The sequence below is a fragment of the Amycolatopsis sp. NPDC026612 genome (genome assembly GCF_040638285.1).
Classification (GTDB): Bacteria; Actinomycetota; Actinomycetes; order Mycobacteriales; family Pseudonocardiaceae; genus Amycolatopsis.
Genome location: NZ_JBEZYB010000049.1, coordinates 21,134 through 37,432, shown reverse-complemented (window position 1 = coordinate 37,432; position 16,299 = coordinate 21,134). Strand labels below are relative to the sequence as shown.

At 73.6% G+C, this 16,299-nt stretch carries 13 protein-coding genes; 6 read left to right on the top strand and 7 right to left on the bottom strand.

Annotated elements, in window-relative coordinates; translation table 11 throughout:
* Positions 1-6 precede the first annotated feature (6 nt).
* On the top strand, positions 7-1,029 hold the full coding sequence (locus AB0F15_RS31950) for an acyl-CoA dehydrogenase family protein (protein ID WP_360278449.1): 1,023 nt from the start codon (positions 7-9) through the stop codon (positions 1,027-1,029).
* On the opposite strand, the gene AB0F15_RS31945 is transcribed toward AB0F15_RS31950, so the two are convergent.
* From AB0F15_RS31945 to AB0F15_RS31930, 4 genes are all read right to left on the bottom strand, one after another.
* Positions 1,026-2,159 (bottom strand): serine hydrolase domain-containing protein, encoded by a 1,134-nt coding sequence (locus AB0F15_RS31945; RefSeq protein ID WP_360278447.1) that lies wholly within the window; start codon positions 2,157-2,159, stop codon positions 1,026-1,028. The two genes, AB0F15_RS31950 and AB0F15_RS31945, sit on opposite strands and share 4 nt — an antisense overlap.
* A 3-nt stretch (positions 2,160-2,162) precedes the next feature.
* Complete coding sequence (locus tag AB0F15_RS31940; RefSeq protein WP_360278444.1) at positions 2,163-4,844, bottom strand: GNAT family N-acetyltransferase; 2,682 nt, start codon at positions 4,842-4,844, stop codon at positions 2,163-2,165.
* A 2-nt stretch (positions 4,845-4,846) separates the two neighbouring features.
* Positions 4,847-6,016, bottom strand: a complete 1,170-nt coding sequence (locus AB0F15_RS31935; RefSeq protein WP_360278441.1) for an acetoin utilization protein AcuC — start codon at positions 6,014-6,016, stop codon at positions 4,847-4,849.
* Positions 6,017-6,252: 236 nt separating this feature from the next.
* Complete coding sequence (locus tag AB0F15_RS31930; RefSeq protein WP_360278438.1) at positions 6,253-7,101, bottom strand: sulfurtransferase; 849 nt, start codon at positions 7,099-7,101, stop codon at positions 6,253-6,255.
* A 214-nt stretch (positions 7,102-7,315) separates the two neighbouring features.
* Here AB0F15_RS31930 and AB0F15_RS31925 point away from each other — a divergent pair, with 214 nt between their 5' ends.
* From AB0F15_RS31925 to galE, 3 genes are all read left to right on the top strand, one after another.
* Positions 7,316-8,032 carry a metal-dependent transcriptional regulator gene (locus AB0F15_RS31925; RefSeq protein WP_360278435.1) on the top strand — a complete coding sequence of 239 codons (717 nt, stop codon included), beginning with the start codon at positions 7,316-7,318 and terminating at the stop codon, positions 8,030-8,032.
* Positions 8,029-9,213, top strand: a complete 1,185-nt coding sequence (gene galK / locus AB0F15_RS31920; RefSeq protein WP_360278433.1) for a galactokinase — start codon at positions 8,029-8,031, stop codon at positions 9,211-9,213. The genes AB0F15_RS31925 and galK overlap by 4 nt, the downstream gene beginning before the upstream one ends.
* A gap of 147 nt (positions 9,214-9,360) precedes the next feature.
* Entirely contained in the window at positions 9,361-10,341 is a 981-nt protein-coding gene (gene galE, locus AB0F15_RS31915) for a UDP-glucose 4-epimerase GalE (RefSeq protein ID WP_360278430.1), read from the top strand.
* A gap of 196 nt (positions 10,342-10,537) precedes the next feature.
* Here the strand turns inward: galE and AB0F15_RS31910 are convergent, their stop codons facing one another.
* Both AB0F15_RS31910 and AB0F15_RS31905 read right to left on the bottom strand, forming a co-directional pair.
* On the bottom strand, positions 10,538-11,614 hold the full coding sequence (locus AB0F15_RS31910; protein WP_360278427.1) for a DUF4192 domain-containing protein: 1,077 nt from the start codon (positions 11,612-11,614) through the stop codon (positions 10,538-10,540).
* Positions 11,615-11,772: 158 nt separating this feature from the next.
* Complete coding sequence (locus AB0F15_RS31905) at positions 11,773-12,627, bottom strand: M23 family metallopeptidase (RefSeq protein WP_360278424.1); 855 nt, start codon at positions 12,625-12,627, stop codon at positions 11,773-11,775.
* A 93-nt stretch (positions 12,628-12,720) separates the two neighbouring features.
* Between AB0F15_RS31905 and AB0F15_RS31900 the strand changes: the two genes are divergently transcribed.
* Both AB0F15_RS31900 and AB0F15_RS31895 read left to right on the top strand, forming a co-directional pair.
* Positions 12,721-13,842 carry a histidine kinase gene (locus AB0F15_RS31900; protein WP_360278421.1) on the top strand — a complete coding sequence of 374 codons (1,122 nt, stop codon included), beginning with the start codon at positions 12,721-12,723 and terminating at the stop codon, positions 13,840-13,842.
* Positions 13,839-14,480, top strand: coding sequence for a response regulator transcription factor (locus AB0F15_RS31895; RefSeq protein WP_360278516.1), 642 nt, complete (start codon positions 13,839-13,841; stop codon positions 14,478-14,480). The genes AB0F15_RS31900 and AB0F15_RS31895 overlap by 4 nt, the downstream gene beginning before the upstream one ends.
* Before the next feature lie 19 nt (positions 14,481-14,499).
* On the opposite strand, the gene AB0F15_RS31890 is transcribed toward AB0F15_RS31895, so the two are convergent.
* Complete coding sequence (locus tag AB0F15_RS31890; protein ID WP_360278418.1) at positions 14,500-16,299, bottom strand: Xaa-Pro dipeptidyl-peptidase; 1,800 nt, start codon at positions 16,297-16,299, stop codon at positions 14,500-14,502.

Genomic DNA, 16,299 nt, shown 5'->3' with positions numbered 1-16,299 from the left:
GCACTCATGGACTTCACCCTCTCCGAGGCGTCGGGCGACCTCGCCGCGCTGACCCGGCGCATCCTCGACGGCAAGGCCACCCACGACCCGCACGGCACCGGCGGGTTCGATCCGGTCGCGTGGACGGCCCTCGGCCAGGCGGGCGTGCTGGACGCGGCCCTGCCGTCGGCACTCGGCGGCGGCGGGTTCGGGCTGCTGGAGCAGTGCGCGGTGCTCACCGAGATCGGCCGCGCGGTGGCGGCGGTCCCCTACCTGCCCTCGATCACGATGGCGGCGTCGGCGCTGGCGGAGTTCGGCTCGCCCGAGCTGGTGGACCGCTGGGTGCTGCCGGTGCTGCGCGGCGAGCGCGTCCTGGCGGTGGCGCTGTCCGGGTTCACCGCCTCGGACGGCCGGGTGTCCGGTGCGCAGCCGGCAGTGGCCTTCGGGGCGTTCGCGCACGGTTTCCTCGTGGCGGTTCCCGGCGAAGTGTTCCTGATCGACGCCGCGGCGCCGGGCGTCACGGTGCGGCCCCAGCAGACGGTCGACCACGCGGACGCCGGCCTGCTGGAACTGTCCGACGTGCCCGGCGTGCCGCTGGGCGACATCGGCGAGTGGCTGCGCCTGCGCGGGACGGTCGGGGTGTGCGCCCAGCAGCTCGGCGTGGTCGAGCGGGCGCTGGAGCTGACGGCGGCGTACGCGGCCGAGCGCAAGCAGTTCGACCACGTCATCGGCGGGTTCCAGGCGGTCCGCCAGCGCCTCGCCGACGCGTACGTGGACGTCGAGGCGGTCCGGCTGACATCGCTGCAGGCGGCGTGGCAGCTGGCCTCGGCCGCCCCGGCCGCGGAAGCGGTGGCGACGGCGAAGTTCTGGGCGGCCGAGGCCGGCCACCGGGTGGCTCACACGGCGGTGCACGTCCACGGCGGCGTCGGCATCGACGTCGACCACGTCGTGCACCGCTACTTCGCGGCGGCGAAGCGCCTGGAGTTCGAGCTCGGCCCGGCCACCCACCAGCTCTTGGCCCTGGGCGACCTCCTCGCGGGCCGCGGCTAGCTGGCCGCGTAGGTCCAGAACTCCTTCATCAGCGGGGTGGGCTCGGGGCTGGTCAGCTCGACCTGGGTCAGCAGCACCGAGACCGTGCCCGTCGCCGGGACCAGGTGCAGGGACGTGCCCGCGCCGCCGATCCAGCCGTAGCGGCCCGGGACCTCCCAGGGTTCCTTCGCGTCGACGTCCACCGATCCGCCGAAGCCCCAGCCCTGGCCGTGCAGGAACGGCCGGGCCGCGGCCCGCTGGGCGGGCGTCAGGTGGTCGGTGGTCATCCGGTGGACCGACTCCGGCGTCAGCAGGCGGTGGCCGCCCGCCGTGCCCTCGTCGCGCAGGAACCTCGCGAACGCCAGCAGGTCGTCGGCCGTCGAGACGAGCCCGCCGGCCCCGGACGGGAACGGCGGCGGGGCGCTCCAGCGGCCCTCCGGCGAGTCGATCAGCCGGAGTCCGTCCTCGCCGCGGCGGTAGGCGCTGGTGAACCGGCCCAGCGCCGCGGTCGGCACGGTGAACCCGGTGTCGGCCATGCCGAGCGGCTCGAACAACCGCTCCGCCAGGAACTGCGGCAGCGGACGGCCGGAGACCCGCGCGATCAGCACGCCCTGGAGGTCCGAACCGGTGTCGTAGAGCCACGCCTCCCCCGGCTGGTGCAGCAGCGGCACCTGCGCCAGCGCGGCGAGCCACTCGTCCGGTGACAGCGCCCGCGGCGACGTGGCCGGGTGTCCGAGCACTTGCAGCAGCAAGTCGACCGCGGGCAGCGTCATGTCGGCGGCGAGACCGTACCCGCAGCGGAACGTGAGCAGGTCGGCCACCGTGATCGGGCGGACGGCCGGCACCACGTCGTCGACCGGGCCCGACGGCGTCCGGACGACGACCGGCGACGCCAGCTCCGGCAGCCACCGCGCCACCGGATCGTCCAGCGCCAGTTCGCCGTCTTCGGCGAGCAGCAGGAGCGCCGCGGCGGTGATCGGCTTCGTGAGGGACGCGATGCGGAACAGCGAGTCCCGCGCCATCGGCACGGTGCCCTCGGCATCGGCCGAGCCGACGGCCGCGGCGTCGACCTGGTCGCCGCGCGCGACGAGCGCCACCGCGCCCGGCAGGTCACCGGTGTGCCGGGTCAGCAGCTCGGTCAGCGAGGCCATGGCTCAGTCCTGGGGGTTGATCGCGCGCAGCCGGCGCGGGCCGGTGTCGGGCCGGGACGGCGGCGCCCCCAGCACCAGGCGGGCGTTGGCGACGAAGGCCCCGTCCGGCGACGCCAGGATCGGGTCCAGCACCAGCGACCGCACCTCCGGGTTGTCCTCGGCCAGCGCGGCCACGCGCAGCACCATGTCCTGCAGCGCGGCGAGGTCGGCGGGCTCGTCGCCGCGGTAGCCGGTGAGCAGCGGCGCCGTCCGCGGCTCGCGCAGCAGCGTCGCGGCGTCGACGTCGGTCAGCGGCACGGCCCGGTAGGCGCGGTCGCCGAGCAGCGTGCTGACCAGCCCGGACAGCCCGAACGACACGAGCGTGCCGAACGAGGGGTCGTCCTGCAGCCCGATCACGCACGACAGGCCCTTGGGCGCCATCCGCTGGACGTACACGTCGTCGTCGCCGGAGACCTTCCGCAGGGTCTCGTAGGCGGTGCGCACGGCGTCTTCGGAGGCCAGATCGAGCCGCACCCCCGCCAGGTCGGGGCGGCCGCGCAGCCGCTCGTCGACCGCCTTGAGCGTCACCGGGTAGCCGAGTTCGGCCGCCGCCGCAACCGATTCGTCCACAGTGGACACGATGCGGAACGGCACCACGCCGATGCCGTAGCACTCCAGCAGCCGGACGACTTCGGCGTCCGAGAGCAACGTCGTCTTGCCGCTGTCGGCGTCCAGGAGCTCGCGCACGATGACCTGCGCCTGCTCGGTGTGGATGCCCGACGGCCGCACCAGGTTGCCCTGCGGGCGCTGCCGCCAGGCCGCGTACCGCACGACCCGCGCGAGGGCGTTCACCGCGCGTTCGGGGCTCGGGTACGACGGGATCGAGCCGCGGGTGGGCACGCCGTCGTCGGTCAGCACCGCGAGTTCGTCCGGGACGCCTTCGACGGCGAGGAACGTCGAGACGATCGGCTTGCGCTGCCCCAGTTCGACGACGGTCTCCCGCAAAGCACGCGCGTACGCCGTGCCGGGGATCGCCACCGGCGGCGCGAACACGACGACGAGCGCGTCGGTGTCCGGGGAGGTGAGGGCTTCGCCGACCGCCTTGGCGAAGTCGTCCGGCCCCGCCTGCGGGCCGACGTCCACCGGGTCCGACGCCAGCCGCAGGCCCTGCATCCGCGCGGTGTCGGCGGCCAGCAGCCCGATGGCGCTGGAGTTGCCGACGATGGCGACTCGCGGCCCGGCGGGCAGGGGCTGGTGGGCGAACACGAGCGCGGTGTCGAACAGCTGCGCCAGCGACTCCACCCGCACGACCCCGGCGTGCTCGAACAGCGCCTGGACGCTGGCCTCGTCGATCTCCGTCGACGTCGCCGCCAGCTGCGGCCGGACCGCGTGCCGCCCCGACTTGACCGCGACGATGGGTTTCGTCCGTGCGAGCCGCCTGGCCAGCCGCGCGAACTTGCGCGGGTTGCCGAAGGACTCGAGGTACAGCAGCACGAGGTCGGTGTCCGGGTCGGTTTCCCAGTACTGGAGCAGGTCGTTGCCCGAGACGTCGGCGCGGTTGCCCGCCGAGACGAACGTCGACAGGCCGAGGCCGCGCGCCTCGGCGTCGGCGAGGATGGCGGTGCCCAGCGCACCGGACTGGCAGAAGAACCCGGTGCGCCCGCGCACGGGCAACCGCGGCGCGAGGGTCGCGTTGAGCCGGACGCCGGACGCGGTGTTCAGCACGCCGAGCGCGTTCGGCCCGACCACGCGCATGCCGTGCGCCCGCGCCTCCCCGACCAGCCGCAGCTCGGCGTGCAGGCCGTGCGGCCCCGACTCGGCGAACCCGCCGGAGACGATCAGCAGCGTCTTGACGCCCTTCGCCAGGCAGGCGTCCAAAACGGACTCGACGGCCTCGGCGGGCACCGCGACCAGCGCCAGGTCGACCGGGTCCGGGATGTCCAGCACCGACGGGTACGCGCGGACGCCGCGGACCGAGCGGTGCTCCGGGTTGACCGGGTAGACGGTGCCGGTGAACGCGGCGGCCAGGAGGTTCACGAAGGCGACGTGGCCGACCTTGCCCGGCTCGGCGGAGGCGCCGATCACCGCGACCGAGGACGGGTGCAGGAGGTTGTGCACGCTGCGGGCCTCGGCCGCCTGCTCCCGGGAGCGCGCCACGGCCAGTGACTCCTCGGTCGGGTCGATATCGAACTCCAGGTGCAGCACGCCTTCCTCGAACTCGCGGCTGACCTGGTAGCCGGCGTCGCGGAACACCCGCACCATGGCGGCGTTCTCGGCGAGCACCTCGGCGACGAACCGGCCCAGCCCGCACTCCGACGCGGCCGCGGCGAGGTGTTCGAGCAGGATCGAGCCGAGCCCGCGGCCCTGGTGGGCGTCGCTCACGACGAAGGCGACCTCCGCCGACGGGCCGTCGCCGAGCCGTTCGTACCGGCCGACGGCCACGATGTCGTCGCCCAGGAACGCGGCGAACGCGACCCGGTCGTGGTGGTCGACCGTGGAGAACCGCTTCAGGTCCTTTTCCGGGATCCGCGGGTAGGCGCCGAAGTAGCGGAAGTAGCGGGTGCGCTCGGAGAGCTTCGCGTGGAAGGCGACGAGGCCGTCGGCGTCGGTGGGCACGATCGGGCGCAGGTGGACGGTGCCGCCGTCGGACAGCACGACGTCGGCCTCCCAGTCGCGGGGGTAGTCGAAGGGATCCCGTCCGGCCATCGTCAGTCCCTGGGGTCGTCCGGGTCGAGGCCGTACAGGGGGAAGACGGCGCGGCGCGTGTCCCGGACGGCGACGTCGACCGGGTCGTCCTCGCCGTCGCCCCACGGCTTGAACTCCGTGTCGCGGTCGTCGGTCATCGCGCGGGGGAGTTCGGCGTGCGGCGCGGCCTTGCCGACGGCCGAGACCCAGCCGGGCGGCAGCGGCGTCGCCGGGTCGACGTCCCGGTCGAGGACGGTGGCGATCAGGTGCGTCCACGACCGCGGCACGACGCGGATCAGCTGGTACCCGCCCCCGCCGACGGCGATCCACTTGCCGCCGGCGTAGGTCTCGGCGAGCTCGCGCAGGGTGGCGTAGATGGTGCGGTGCCCGTCGACGCTGAGCGAGAGGTCGGCCAGCGGATCTTCCTCGTGCGAGTCGACGCCGCACTGGGTGAACAGCAGCTGCGGCTCGAAGTCGGCGAGCAGCGAAGGGACGACGGCGTTGAAGGCGCGCAGCCACCCGGGATCCCGGGTCCGCGGCGGCAGCGGAACGTTCACCGAGGTCCCGTCGGCCTTCCCGCGGCCGGTCTCGGCGGAGTAGCCGGTCCCGGGCCACAGCGTGAAGGGGTGCTGGTGCATCGAGATGGTGAGGACGCGCGGGTCGTCGTAGAAGGCGGCCTGGACGCCGTCGCCGTGGTGGACATCGGTGTCGATGTAGGCGATGCGGTCGAAACCGTGGTCGAGCAGCCACGAGATGGCGACGGCGCAGTCGTTGTAGACGCAGAAGCCGGCCGCCTGGTCGCGCATGGCGTGGTGCAGGCCGCCGGCGATGTTGACGGCGCGGGTGGCCTCCCCCTCGGCGACCTTGCGGGCGGCGAGCAGCGTGGAACCCACGACGAGGGCGGAGGCGGCGTGCATGTCGGAGAAGACGGGGTTGTCGGCGGTCCCGAGCCCGTGCCCGATCTCCCACCCGACGAGCGGCGCCTCCCGCACGGCGGCGAGGTATTCGGGGGCGTGGACCCGCAGGAGCTCTTCGTCCCCGGCACCGGTGGGGACGAGCAGTTCGACGTCCTGGAGCACGCCGAGTTCGGTGGCCAGCCGGACGGTGAGCTCCAGGCGGACGGGATTGAACGGGTGGTCCCCGCCCAGGTCATAACCCAGCAGGGCACGGTCCCAAACAACGGCCGGCGACATACCGTCCGACTCTAGTGCCGATCGGGTGGAACCGTGGACTGGAAAGCCCCCGGGTCGGACCGCTCCACCGCTGCACCTCGCCGATCACGGCGGCCCGGCTGCGCGCTGGGCGCCCGCTCGGGGACGTTCGACCTGCGCCGACCCCCGTCGGCACCGGGCGGTCCGGGCGGCACTTGAGACGACTTCAGGGCGGTGATGCGCGCCATCGATGCGCCGGACTTGTTCGCGGCCCCACCTCAGCCCGGCAGGGTGCCCGTCGCCGCCGGGCGGTCGGGGTTGCGGGACCAGTGGGACCACGAACCCGCGTACAGCCCCGCGCCCAGGTGACCCGCCAGCTCCAGCGCCAGCACCACCGAACTCGCCGTCACTCCCGATCCGCAGTACGCGCCGACCGGCTCGCCCGGGCGCAGGCCCAGGTCCGCGAACCTGGCCGCCAGTTCCGCCGGTGGGCGCCAGCGGCCGTTGTCGTCCGTGTGGCCGGCGAACGGGGCGTTGACCGCGCCCGGGATGTGGCCCGCGCGCGGGTCGACCGGCTCGGTCTCGCCCGCGTAGCGCGGGGTTGCGCGCGCGTCGAGCAGCAGGCCGTCGCGGGCCAGGGCCGCCGCTTCGTCGGCGTCCAGTACCGGCATGCCGCCCGGGCGGACCAGGATGTCGCCCGGCTCCGGCCGCGCCGGCTCGGTGCTGACCGGGTGGCCCTCGGCCGTCCACGCCGCGTAACCGCCGTCGAGGACCGCGACCTCCTCGTGCCCCGCCCAGCGCAGCAGCCACCACGCCCGGGCCGCCACCGAGCCGTCGGCGTCGTCGTAAGCCACCACCGGCACGCCCGCCCGGACGCCGGCCGCACGCAGGTCGCGCTGCAGGTCGGCGGGGTCGGGCAGCGGGTGCCGGCCACCCTCGCCCGGCTCGCCGGCGAGCACGCGGTCGAGATCGGCGAACACCGCGCCGGGCACGTGACCCTCCCGGTAGGACTCGGCGCCGGGCGGACCGGCGAGCCGCCAGCGGACGTCGAGGACCACGGGGCGGGCCGCGCCGCCGGCGCCCGCGAGGGCTGCGGCGAGGTCGGTGGTGCTGATCAGCGGACGCATGCCTCCCATCTTCCAGCGGCCGTCCGCCCGGCCGCGCCGGGGTGCGGACATATCCCCCACCGGCGAGTTGTCACCGATCCGGCCGAAAGCAGGCTGTCCCCCGCTCGGCACGTAACCGTTGCCACGAAGTCTTCGGCCGTGACTGTGGCCGGATCGGTAACCATCGGCGCTGTACCCCCGAGGCCCGCCGCCCCTGCCGGGGTCAACGACTACGATGAGCAACGCGGACGAAGGGGACAGCGTGAACGATCTCATCGACACCACCGAGATGTACTTGCGTACCATCTACGAGCTCGAAGAAGAAGGTGTCGTTCCGCTGCGCGCCCGCATCGCCGAGCGACTGCAGCAGAGCGGCCCGACGGTGAGCCAGACCGTCGCCCGGATGGAGCGGGACGGGCTGGTCGTGGTCGCCGACGACCGGCACCTCCAGCTCACCGACCACGGCCGCGAACTCGCCATCGCCGTGATGCGCAAGCACCGCTTGGCCGAGCGCCTCCTCGTCGACGTGATCGGGCTCGAGTGGGAGCACGTGCACAACGAGGCGTGCCGGTGGGAGCACGTGATGAGCGAGGCCGTCGAGCGCAAGCTGGTCAAGCTGCTCGACCACCCGACCACCTCCCCGTACGGCAACCCGATCCCCGGCCTGGACAAGCTGGGCGACGGCGATCCCGCGCCACCCGCGGAGGCCGACCTGGTCCGGCTCGACGAGTTCGCCCGAACCGGGGGCGGCCGCGTCGAGATCCGGCGCATCGCCGAGCACGTCCAGCTGGACGAGTCGCTGATGACCGAGCTCAAGTCCGTCGGCATCGTGCCGGGCGGCACGGTCACCGTCGGCAAGGCCAGCGGCGGCACCATCGAGGTCACCGGCGGCAACACCACCGCCCAGGTCGCCAGCTCCGCGCTGCACGCCGTCCTGGCGCAGGCCCGATGAGCCCCGCAGCCGAAGCCGTGGCGGCGTTCCGCACGATCCACGGCACCGCACCGGCCGGCGTCTGGTCGGCGCCCGGCCGCGTCAACCTCATCGGCGAGCACACCGACTACAACGACGGCTTCGTGCTGCCGTTCGCCCTGCCGCACCGCCTGGCCGCGGCGGCCTCGCCCCGCGAAGACGGTGTGCTGTCCGTGGCCACCCTGGGTGACGACGGCCAGCTCCAGCGCTCCGGCGAGCTCAAGATCGCCGACCTGGCGCCGGGCACGGTCGACGGGTGGGCCGCGTACCCGGCGGGTGTCGCCTGGGTGCTGCGCGACCAGGGCTTCACGAACGGGGCCGACCTGGTCGTCGCCGGGGACGTGCCGTCGGGGGCGGGTCTGTCCTCCTCCCACGCGCTCGAGTGCGCGGTGTCGCTGGCGTTGCTCGGGCTGGCCGGCCTGGAGCTGGACGGCAGCCGCGCCGACGTCCCGACGCGCCCCCAGATCGCGCGGTGGGTGCAGCGGTCGGAAAACGACTTCGTCGGCGCCCCCACCGGTCTGCTCGACCAGACGGCGTCCCTCTGCTGCACCGAGTCCCACGTGCTGTTCCTCGACGTGCGCTCGGGCGAGCAGGAGCAGGTGCCGTTCGGCCTCGCCGACGCCGGGCTGCAGGTGCTGATCATGGACACCCGCACCAAGCACTCGCACGCCGAAGGCGGGTACGGCGAGCGCCGCCGCGGCACCGAACGGGCGGCCGAGCTGCTCGGGCTGAAGGCGCTGCGCGACGTCACCGTCGAAGGCCTCGAAGACGCCCTCGGCCGGTTGCCCGATGACCTGGTGCCGCTGGTGCGGCACGTCGTCACCGAAAACCAGCGGGTGCTCGAGACGGTCGAGCTGCTGCGCGCCGGGCGGCTGGCCGACATCGGGCCGTACCTGGACGCCTCCCACGTCAGCATGCGCGACGACTACCGGATCTCCACGGCCGAGCTGGACCTCGCCGTCGACTCGGCGCGGGAGGCCGGTGCCCTCGGCTCGCGGATGACCGGCGGCGGCTTCGGCGGCTCGGCGATCGCGCTGGTCCGCGACGCCGATCTGGAGCGGGTCAAGGCGGCCGTCGAGGCGGCCTACGAAAAGGCCGGCTACCGGCGGCCGCGGATGTTCACGGCGGTGCCCTCCCGCGGCGCCGGCCGCGACGAGCTCTGACGTCGCGCGGGGCCGCCCGGGGCAACCCCCGCGCGGACCCGCGCGTCGCCGAGGCGGGAGACTGGTAGCGGTCAGCCCGTCGCGGCAGGCGGCTGACCGAGCCTCATCGTGGCGGACAGCCACCACCCTCGGCAGAAAGGCCTGGACGTGTCGGAGCAGAGCAACGCCCTGAAGCTGGTCGTGACGGGCGGAGCCGGGTACGTCGGCAGCGTCTGCGCCGCCCGGCTGGTCGAGGCCGGGCACCAGGTGACCGTCGTCGACGACCTGTCCACCGGGCACGCCGACGCCGTCCACCCGGACGCGCGGTTCATCGAGGGCGACGCCGCCGAGGTGGCGGGCAGCCTGCTGCGCGAGGGCTTCGACGGCGTGCTGCACTTCGCGGCCAAGTCGCTGGTCGGCGAGTCGATGAACGAGCCGGCGAAGTACTGGGAAGGCAACGTCGTCACCTCGCTGCGGCTGCTCGAGGCCATGCAGGAGCACGGCACGCCCCGGCTGGTGTTCTCCTCGACGGCGGCGACCTACGGCGAACCGGAGCTGTCGCCCATCCCGGAGACGGCGCCGACGCGGCCGACCAACACCTACGGCGCCACGAAGCTCGCCATCGACGCCGCGATCACCAGCTTCGCCGGCGCGCACGGCTTGGCCGCGGTGAGCCTGCGCTACTTCAACGTCGCGGGCGCGTACGGCGCCTTCGGCGAGCGCCACACCACGGAAACCCATCTCATCCCTCTCGTTCTGCAGGTCGCCACGGGCGACCGCGAGCGCATCCAGATCTTCGGCGACGACTACCCGACGCCGGACCACACGGCGGTTCGCGACTACATCCACGTCGTGGACCTCGCGGACGCGCACCTGCTGGCGCTGAAGCACGCCACCGCGGGCGAACACCGCATCTACAACCTCGGCAACGGCACCGGGTTCTCCGTCCTCCAGGTGATCGAAGCCTGCCGCGAGGTCACCGGCCACGCCGTGCCGGCCGCGGTGGCCCCGCGCCGCGCGGGCGACCCGTCGGTGCTCGTGGCGGCCAGCGACCGGGCCCGCGACGAGCTGGGCTGGAAGCCGGAGCGCACCGACCTGACCGAGATCGTGCGGGACGCCTGGGAGTTCACCCGGTCACGTCGAGGCTGAACCGGCGACCGGCGGGACGCGCCTTGCGCCGAGCCCGCCGGGTCGCCCGGACAGGCCGCTTCCCGGGCGAACCGTCACCGTCCACAACGGACATTGACTGCACCGCCCGGCTCGGCAGGCTCTCAGCGGGAACCGACCGCAGAATGTCCACAGTAGACACCGAGTTCGAGCCGGCGACCCGGCGCGGCCCGCGCCCTCACGCGGCTCGGTCCGCGTCGAAATCCACCGGATCGAGCCCGAAGCCGGAGATCGGGTCGGCTGCGGCGGCCAGGCCGCGCAGCACTTCCGGTGGCGTGCCGCGGTCCAAGACCCGCTTCACCAGCGCGGCCAGCGTGTGGTCCGGTGCCGCTGTCAAGGCGTTCTCCAAGGCCATGCCCGCGAGAGTGCCGTCGCCGCGCATGTAGGCCGCGAATCCCAGCAGAGCCGCCGCTTCCGCCCGTTCGGGCGGCGGGATTTCCTGGACCAGGGTCAGCCAGAGGCGCTCGGCTTCCCGCGCGGCCGCGGTGTCCGGCGGCACCGCCATCGCGAGGCACAGGTCGCGGACGGCGGGAAGTTTCAGGGCGCGGGCCAGCAGGACGGCTTCCTCGTCGGTCGGCGGTCCTTCGCCGCGGCACTGGCGGTCGAACGCCGCACGGACCACCGATGCCGCGTCGCCGACGCAGGTGGCGCCGGGCCACGGCGAGGACGACAGCCGGGCCAGGCGATCCGCCCGGCGGGCCAGTGCTTCCGGCGATCGCGGGGCGAGCAGTGCCTCCAGTTCTTCGCGGCTGTCGAACGCCACGGTGCCGCGCTCGGTGCTGGCCGCCGCCATCACCGTCGCCCGGGGATCCGGCAACGCGCCGCCGCACCCTTCGTCGACGTAACAGCCCCACGGCGCGCCCGCGGTGATGCCGGCCGCCCACAGGGCGTGCACCACCGGGAGACCGAAGTCGCCCAGCGCCGCCGCCAGTTCGTCGACGAAGTCCGCGTGCGGCGGCGGGCTGCCGGGTCTTCGCCGCCCGCCGACGATCACCAGCGTCACGCCGAGGTATCCGCTCCCGGCGAACCGCGACGCGAGCGCCCGCGCCTGGCGGGCCCGGCCTTCGCGGGGCGGCAGATCACCCCGCAGCACCAGTCCGAGGTCCAGGCCCGGGCCCGGACCCGTGGCCCGGTGGCCGAGCAGGACGACGGACTTCTCGGGGCGGAACCCGATCAGGTACGGGAGCGCGGCCAGCAGCTGCGCGGGGTCTCGGAGGTCGACGGGCGGCCGGTCGGCCGGGGTGGCGGTGGTCATGCCTCCACAGTGGGGCAGAACGGGGCCGCCGGGGGCGGTGGCGGCAAATCTGTGGATCGACGGGGCCGATGTGGACAAAACCCGCCCGGCGGCGGCCGGACGGGGCGTTCCTGTCGGTGGGGCGGGCTATGCTGCCCGGCCCCACCGGCCGGACAGGTTCAGTCGCAGTGCTCGAACCCGCTCTCGTAGGTGTCGGCGCCCACCGAGCCACCCCACTTCACGCAGGTCGAGCCGGCGGTCTTCTTCACCGGCCCGGCGTAGTAGGTGAAGCTGCCGGAATCGGTCGTCCGGGCCGCACCCTGGACCTCGAGGAACGCCGAGACCGCGCTGGCCGTGCCGAGCGACGTGGCCTTCAGCGTGGTCACGCAGTTCGCTTTGGTGGAAGCGTTGTACAGCAGGTAGGCCGTGCCCGCCGAGTTGGCCAGCGCCTGCTGGTCGACGACGCCGAAACCGTCACCGCAGACTTCTTCGGCGGAGTACGGGTTTCCGCCGCAGTTGTTCTTGCTCGTGAAGTCGGTGTGCGCGTAGTACGGCACCCCGACACCGTTCAGCTTCGCCTTCTGCACCGTGCCGTCGAGGATCTCTTCGAAGTGCAGGTGCGGTCCGGTGACCCCGCCGGTCGCCCCGGCCTTGCCGATCTCCCGGCCACCGGCCACGGACGCGCCGACGGAGACTTCCTGCGCCGACAGGTGCGCGTACCGGGTCCGCCAGCCGCCGCCGTGGTCGACCTCGATCCACTTGCCGTAGCTGGTGGCGCCCTTGTCCTCGACCCGGGTGACGGTGCCGGAGGCCGCGGCGAGCACGGGCATGCCGGTGATGCCCGCCTTCTGGAAGTCGACCGAGTATTCGGGCTTGTGGCCGCTGAAGGTCGCCGCGTCCACGGTGACCCCGCACTTGAACGGCACCTGGAAGTTCGGCGCCGCCGACGCGGTCGCCTGGCCGGCGAGGGTGAGGCCGAGCGCGGGGAGCGCCGCGGCGGCGGCGAGCAGGGCGAGCCGTCGCAACCTGGACATGGGGGAACCTCCTGGCAAACGGGACAACTTGACGCCACGAAGGAAAGCCCGCGTCGGTACATTTCCCGTACAAGCACCTGAGGGAGGGCCACGATGACCACCGGCTGGGCCGGGTTCCACCGGCGCCCCCAGGCGCAGGACTGGCTGCGCTGGGCGCTCGTCGCGGTGCCGATGTTCGCCGCGATGCCGCGCGCGGACACGCTGTCCTGGATCCTGATCGGCCTCACCCTGGCCCTGTCGGTCCCGATCCTGTGGATCCACGACGCCGGCGCCCACCGGCTGACACCGGTCCTGGCCGTCACCGTGATCGGCACCGCCGCCGTGCTGTGGACGGTCGTGCCGAACAGCTGGGCCACGGTGACGATGTTCAGCACCACCTTCTTCGTCGTCCTCCGGCAGCGGACCGCCCCGATCGTGCTCGCCGTCGTGATCGACCTGACGGCCATCACGTGCTGGGCCGCCGTCCACGGCACCTGGCGAAACGCCGTGCCGACCTATGCGGTCGTCGCCGTGGTCGTGCTGCTGGGACTGAACCGGCGCACCCGGCTCGCCCGCATCGAGCAGACCGAACTGGCGCTCGCCCGCGCCCGGACGGCCTCCGAGGAGCACGCACGCGCGGCCGCGCTCGCCGAACGCGCCCGCATCGCCCGCGAGCTGCACGACGTCCTGGCGCACTCGCTGGCCGGGCTGGCCCTGAACCTGCAGGGCGCGCGGCTGATGCTGGTGCGCGACGGGGCGAGCCCGGACGCCGTCGCGCAGATCGAACGGGCCCAGCAGCTGGCGTCGGACGGCCTCGCCGAGGCCCGGAACGCCGTGGCCGCGCTGCGCGAAGACGCTGTTCCGGTCGAACGGTCGATCGCGGATCTGCTGACGGCGTACCGGCTCGACAGCGGCGCCCGGGCAGACCTGACCGTCGAGGGCGAGCCGCGCGAGCTCGACCCGGCGGTCGGCGCCGCGCTGGTCCGCGCGGTGCAGGAGGCGCTGGCCAACACCCGCAAGCACGCGGCGCAGGCCGACGTCGACGTCACCTTGGGGTACCGGCCGGGAACCGTCGCGCTGACCGTGGCCGACCGGCAGGGCAGGCGCCCGCCGGACGCACCGGCGGCAGGCTACGGTTTGCGCGGCATGGGCGAACGGGTAGCGCTGCTGGACGGGCGCCTGGAGAGCGGGCCGGGGGAGGACGGATGGCGGATTCACCTGACGGTGCCGGCGTGACGCTGCGCGTCGTGCTGGCCGACGACCAGGCGGTCGTCCGGGAAGGCCTGGTCACGCTGCTCGGGCTGCTGCCTGGGGTCGAGGTGGTCGGCGCCGCCGCCGACGGACTGGCCGCGCTCGACCTGGTCGCCGAACACCACCCCGACGTCGTGCTGGTGGACCTGCGGATGCCGCGCTGCGACGGAGTGGAGACGACCGAACGCATCCGCGCCGGGCACCCCGGCACGGAGGTCGTCGTGCTGACCACCTACGCCGACGACGAATCGCTGCTGGCCGCCCTGCGCGCCGGCGCCCGCGGGTTCCTCACCAAGGACGCCGACGCCGAGTCCATCGCGCGGGCGCTGCGCTCGGCCGCCGCCGGTCAGTCCACAGTGGACGGCGAGCTGCAGCGGCGGCTCGTCGAGGCCGCCGCCCGCAGCACCCCGCGGCGCGTCAAGGAGCTCGAAGGCCTGACCGCCCGCGAGCTCGAGGTGCTGCGGCTGATCGCGGCGGGCCTGTCGAACACCGAGATCGCCCGCACCCTCGTGGTGAGCGAGGCGACCGTGAAGACCCACGTGAACCACCTGTTCGCCAAGGCGGGCCTGCGCGATCGCGCGCAGGCCGTCGCCTTCGCCTACCGGGCGGGTCTCGCCGGCTGACTCCGCACAGCGGCAAGCCCTAGCCGAACGCGGCGCGCAACGCGGGCTTGCCGCCGGTGATCGGGAGCGTGACCGACGTCTTCGTCAGGTCGAGCGCCAGCCCCGCGCCCGGCTTCGGCCGCAGCGTGTAGTCGTGGTCGCTGGAAGCCAGCAGGAACTCCAGCCGGTGCCCCGCCGCGAGGACGTAGTCCTTCGGCATCAGCTCGACGCCGATCCGGTAGGTCTGCCCCGGCGTGATCGGCTCCGTGCGAGCGGGCGACGTGCGGTTCTGCGGGTCGGTCCAGCCACGGCTGATGACGTGGGACGTGCCGTCCGGGGCGCGGTCGAGCAGGATCGCCGAGACGTTCGCCGCGGGCCGGTCGAACGCCAGCGCCAGGTCGGCGCGGGCCGTGCCCGAAAGGCGTACGGACTGCTTCGCCGCCGAAGTCGCGTACAGCAACCGGTTGCCCGACGAGATCAGGCCGGCCAGCTGCTCGATCGTCTTCGACGAGTCGTCCGCGAGGGTTTCGACGGCCGCCGTGCCCGGCACCGGGTTGCGGGTGTCGATGGTGCCCTTCGAGCGGCCACCCGGCCACGGGTACACCCGGACGTCCGCGGTGCTGGGCGCCGGCCAGTCCGCCTCGTCGGTCCACGACAGGTCTTCGCGCTGGATCGTCGCCTTCGGCTCGTTCTGGATGCCGTTGCCGACGCCGTAGAGGTAGTGCGACATCCACTTGTTCAGCGTCGTGAGCCAGACGTCGCGGCGCAGCGAGTACGGGTCGGCGTGGCCGTACTGGTGCAGCCAGATCTTGTGCTCGACGCCGCGGGCCTTCAACGCTTCGTACCACTCGGCGACCTGGTCGGTCTTGACGTTCCAGTCGTTGAGGCCGTGCACCGCGAGCACCGAGGCGTGCACCTTGCCGACGTCGTTGCGGTAGTTCCGGACGTCCCAGAACGGCGTGTAGTCGCCGGTCACCCGGTCCTGGTCGCGCGTCAGCCCGTCGATCACCGGGCGGCAGACCTGCCGGTCTTCGCGGGTGTAGACGTACTCGGCGAGCACGTCGGCGTCCTCGCCCTGGTAGCCGCCTGCCGCGACCACCGCACCGTCGTTGCGGTAGTACTGGTACCAGCTGGAGATGGCGGCGATCGGCACGATCGTCTCGAGGCCCGCAACGCCGGTGCCGGCGACGGCGTTGGGCAGCGTCCCGTTGTAGGACACGCCCATCATGCCGGTCTTGCCGGTGCTCCAGTCCGCCTTCGCCGCTGCGCCCGCGGAGTCGCGCGCGGTCGTGCGGCCGTTGAGCCAGTCGACGACCGAACGGGCGCCGATGGTCTCGTTGACGTCACCCGTGGTCGGGCAGCCGGTCGAGAGCCCGGTGCCGAGCGACTCGCCGTAGACGACGGCGAACCCGCGCGCGGTGAAGTAGTCCTGGTAGCGCCAGTTGATCGGGGTGGCGGGGCCGACGCCGTGCGCGGCGACGCGCGGGCCTGCCGGACCGCGGGCGTACCCGGGCGCGTACAGCTCGACGTCGACGTCGTGGTTGGCGATGTCGTTGCCGCCGGCGAAATACGGGCTGGCCTGGTAGACGACGGGCACCTTCAGGCCTTGCTGGGTCGCGCGCGGGCGCACGACCTGGGCGTGCACGAGGTCGTCGGTACCGTCGTGGTCACTGTCGACCGGCGCGGTGACCCAGACGTCTTCGCGGACGACGTCGGCCGGGTCGAACACCGGTTGCGCCTGGCCGCCGGTGAACACCGGGGACGGCGGGGCGGCGGCTTCCGCGGTGACCGCGGTCAGCGGAAGGGCGAGCACGGCGGCGAGCAGGACTGCGGCTTTCAC

Bases quoted from the DNA above. Each gene is read 5' to 3' on its own strand.
- AB0F15_RS31910 (WP_360278427.1), bottom strand. From the start codon at position 11,614: ATGACCACCGCCACCCCGGCCGACCGGCCGCCCGTCGACCTCCGAGAC.
- AB0F15_RS31935 (WP_360278441.1), bottom strand. From the start codon at position 6,016: ATGTCGCCGGCCGTTGTTTGGGACCGTGCCCTGCTGGGTTATGACCTG.
- AB0F15_RS31950 (WP_360278449.1), top strand. From the start codon at position 7: ATGGACTTCACCCTCTCCGAGGCGTCGGGCGACCTCGCCGCGCTGACC.
- AB0F15_RS31945 (WP_360278447.1), bottom strand. From the start codon at position 2,159: ATGGCCTCGCTGACCGAGCTGCTGACCCGGCACACCGGTGACCTGCCG.
- AB0F15_RS31925 (WP_360278435.1), top strand. From the start codon at position 7,316: ATGAGCAACGCGGACGAAGGGGACAGCGTGAACGATCTCATCGACACC.
- AB0F15_RS31930 (WP_360278438.1), bottom strand. From the start codon at position 7,101: ATGCGTCCGCTGATCAGCACCACCGACCTCGCCGCAGCCCTCGCGGGC.
- AB0F15_RS31940 (WP_360278444.1), bottom strand. From the start codon at position 4,844: ATGGCCGGACGGGATCCCTTCGACTACCCCCGCGACTGGGAGGCCGAC.
- galK (WP_360278433.1), top strand. From the start codon at position 8,029: ATGAGCCCCGCAGCCGAAGCCGTGGCGGCGTTCCGCACGATCCACGGC.
- AB0F15_RS31900 (WP_360278421.1), top strand. From the start codon at position 12,721: ATGACCACCGGCTGGGCCGGGTTCCACCGGCGCCCCCAGGCGCAGGAC.
- AB0F15_RS31905 (WP_360278424.1), bottom strand. From the start codon at position 12,627: ATGTCCAGGTTGCGACGGCTCGCCCTGCTCGCCGCCGCCGCGGCGCTC.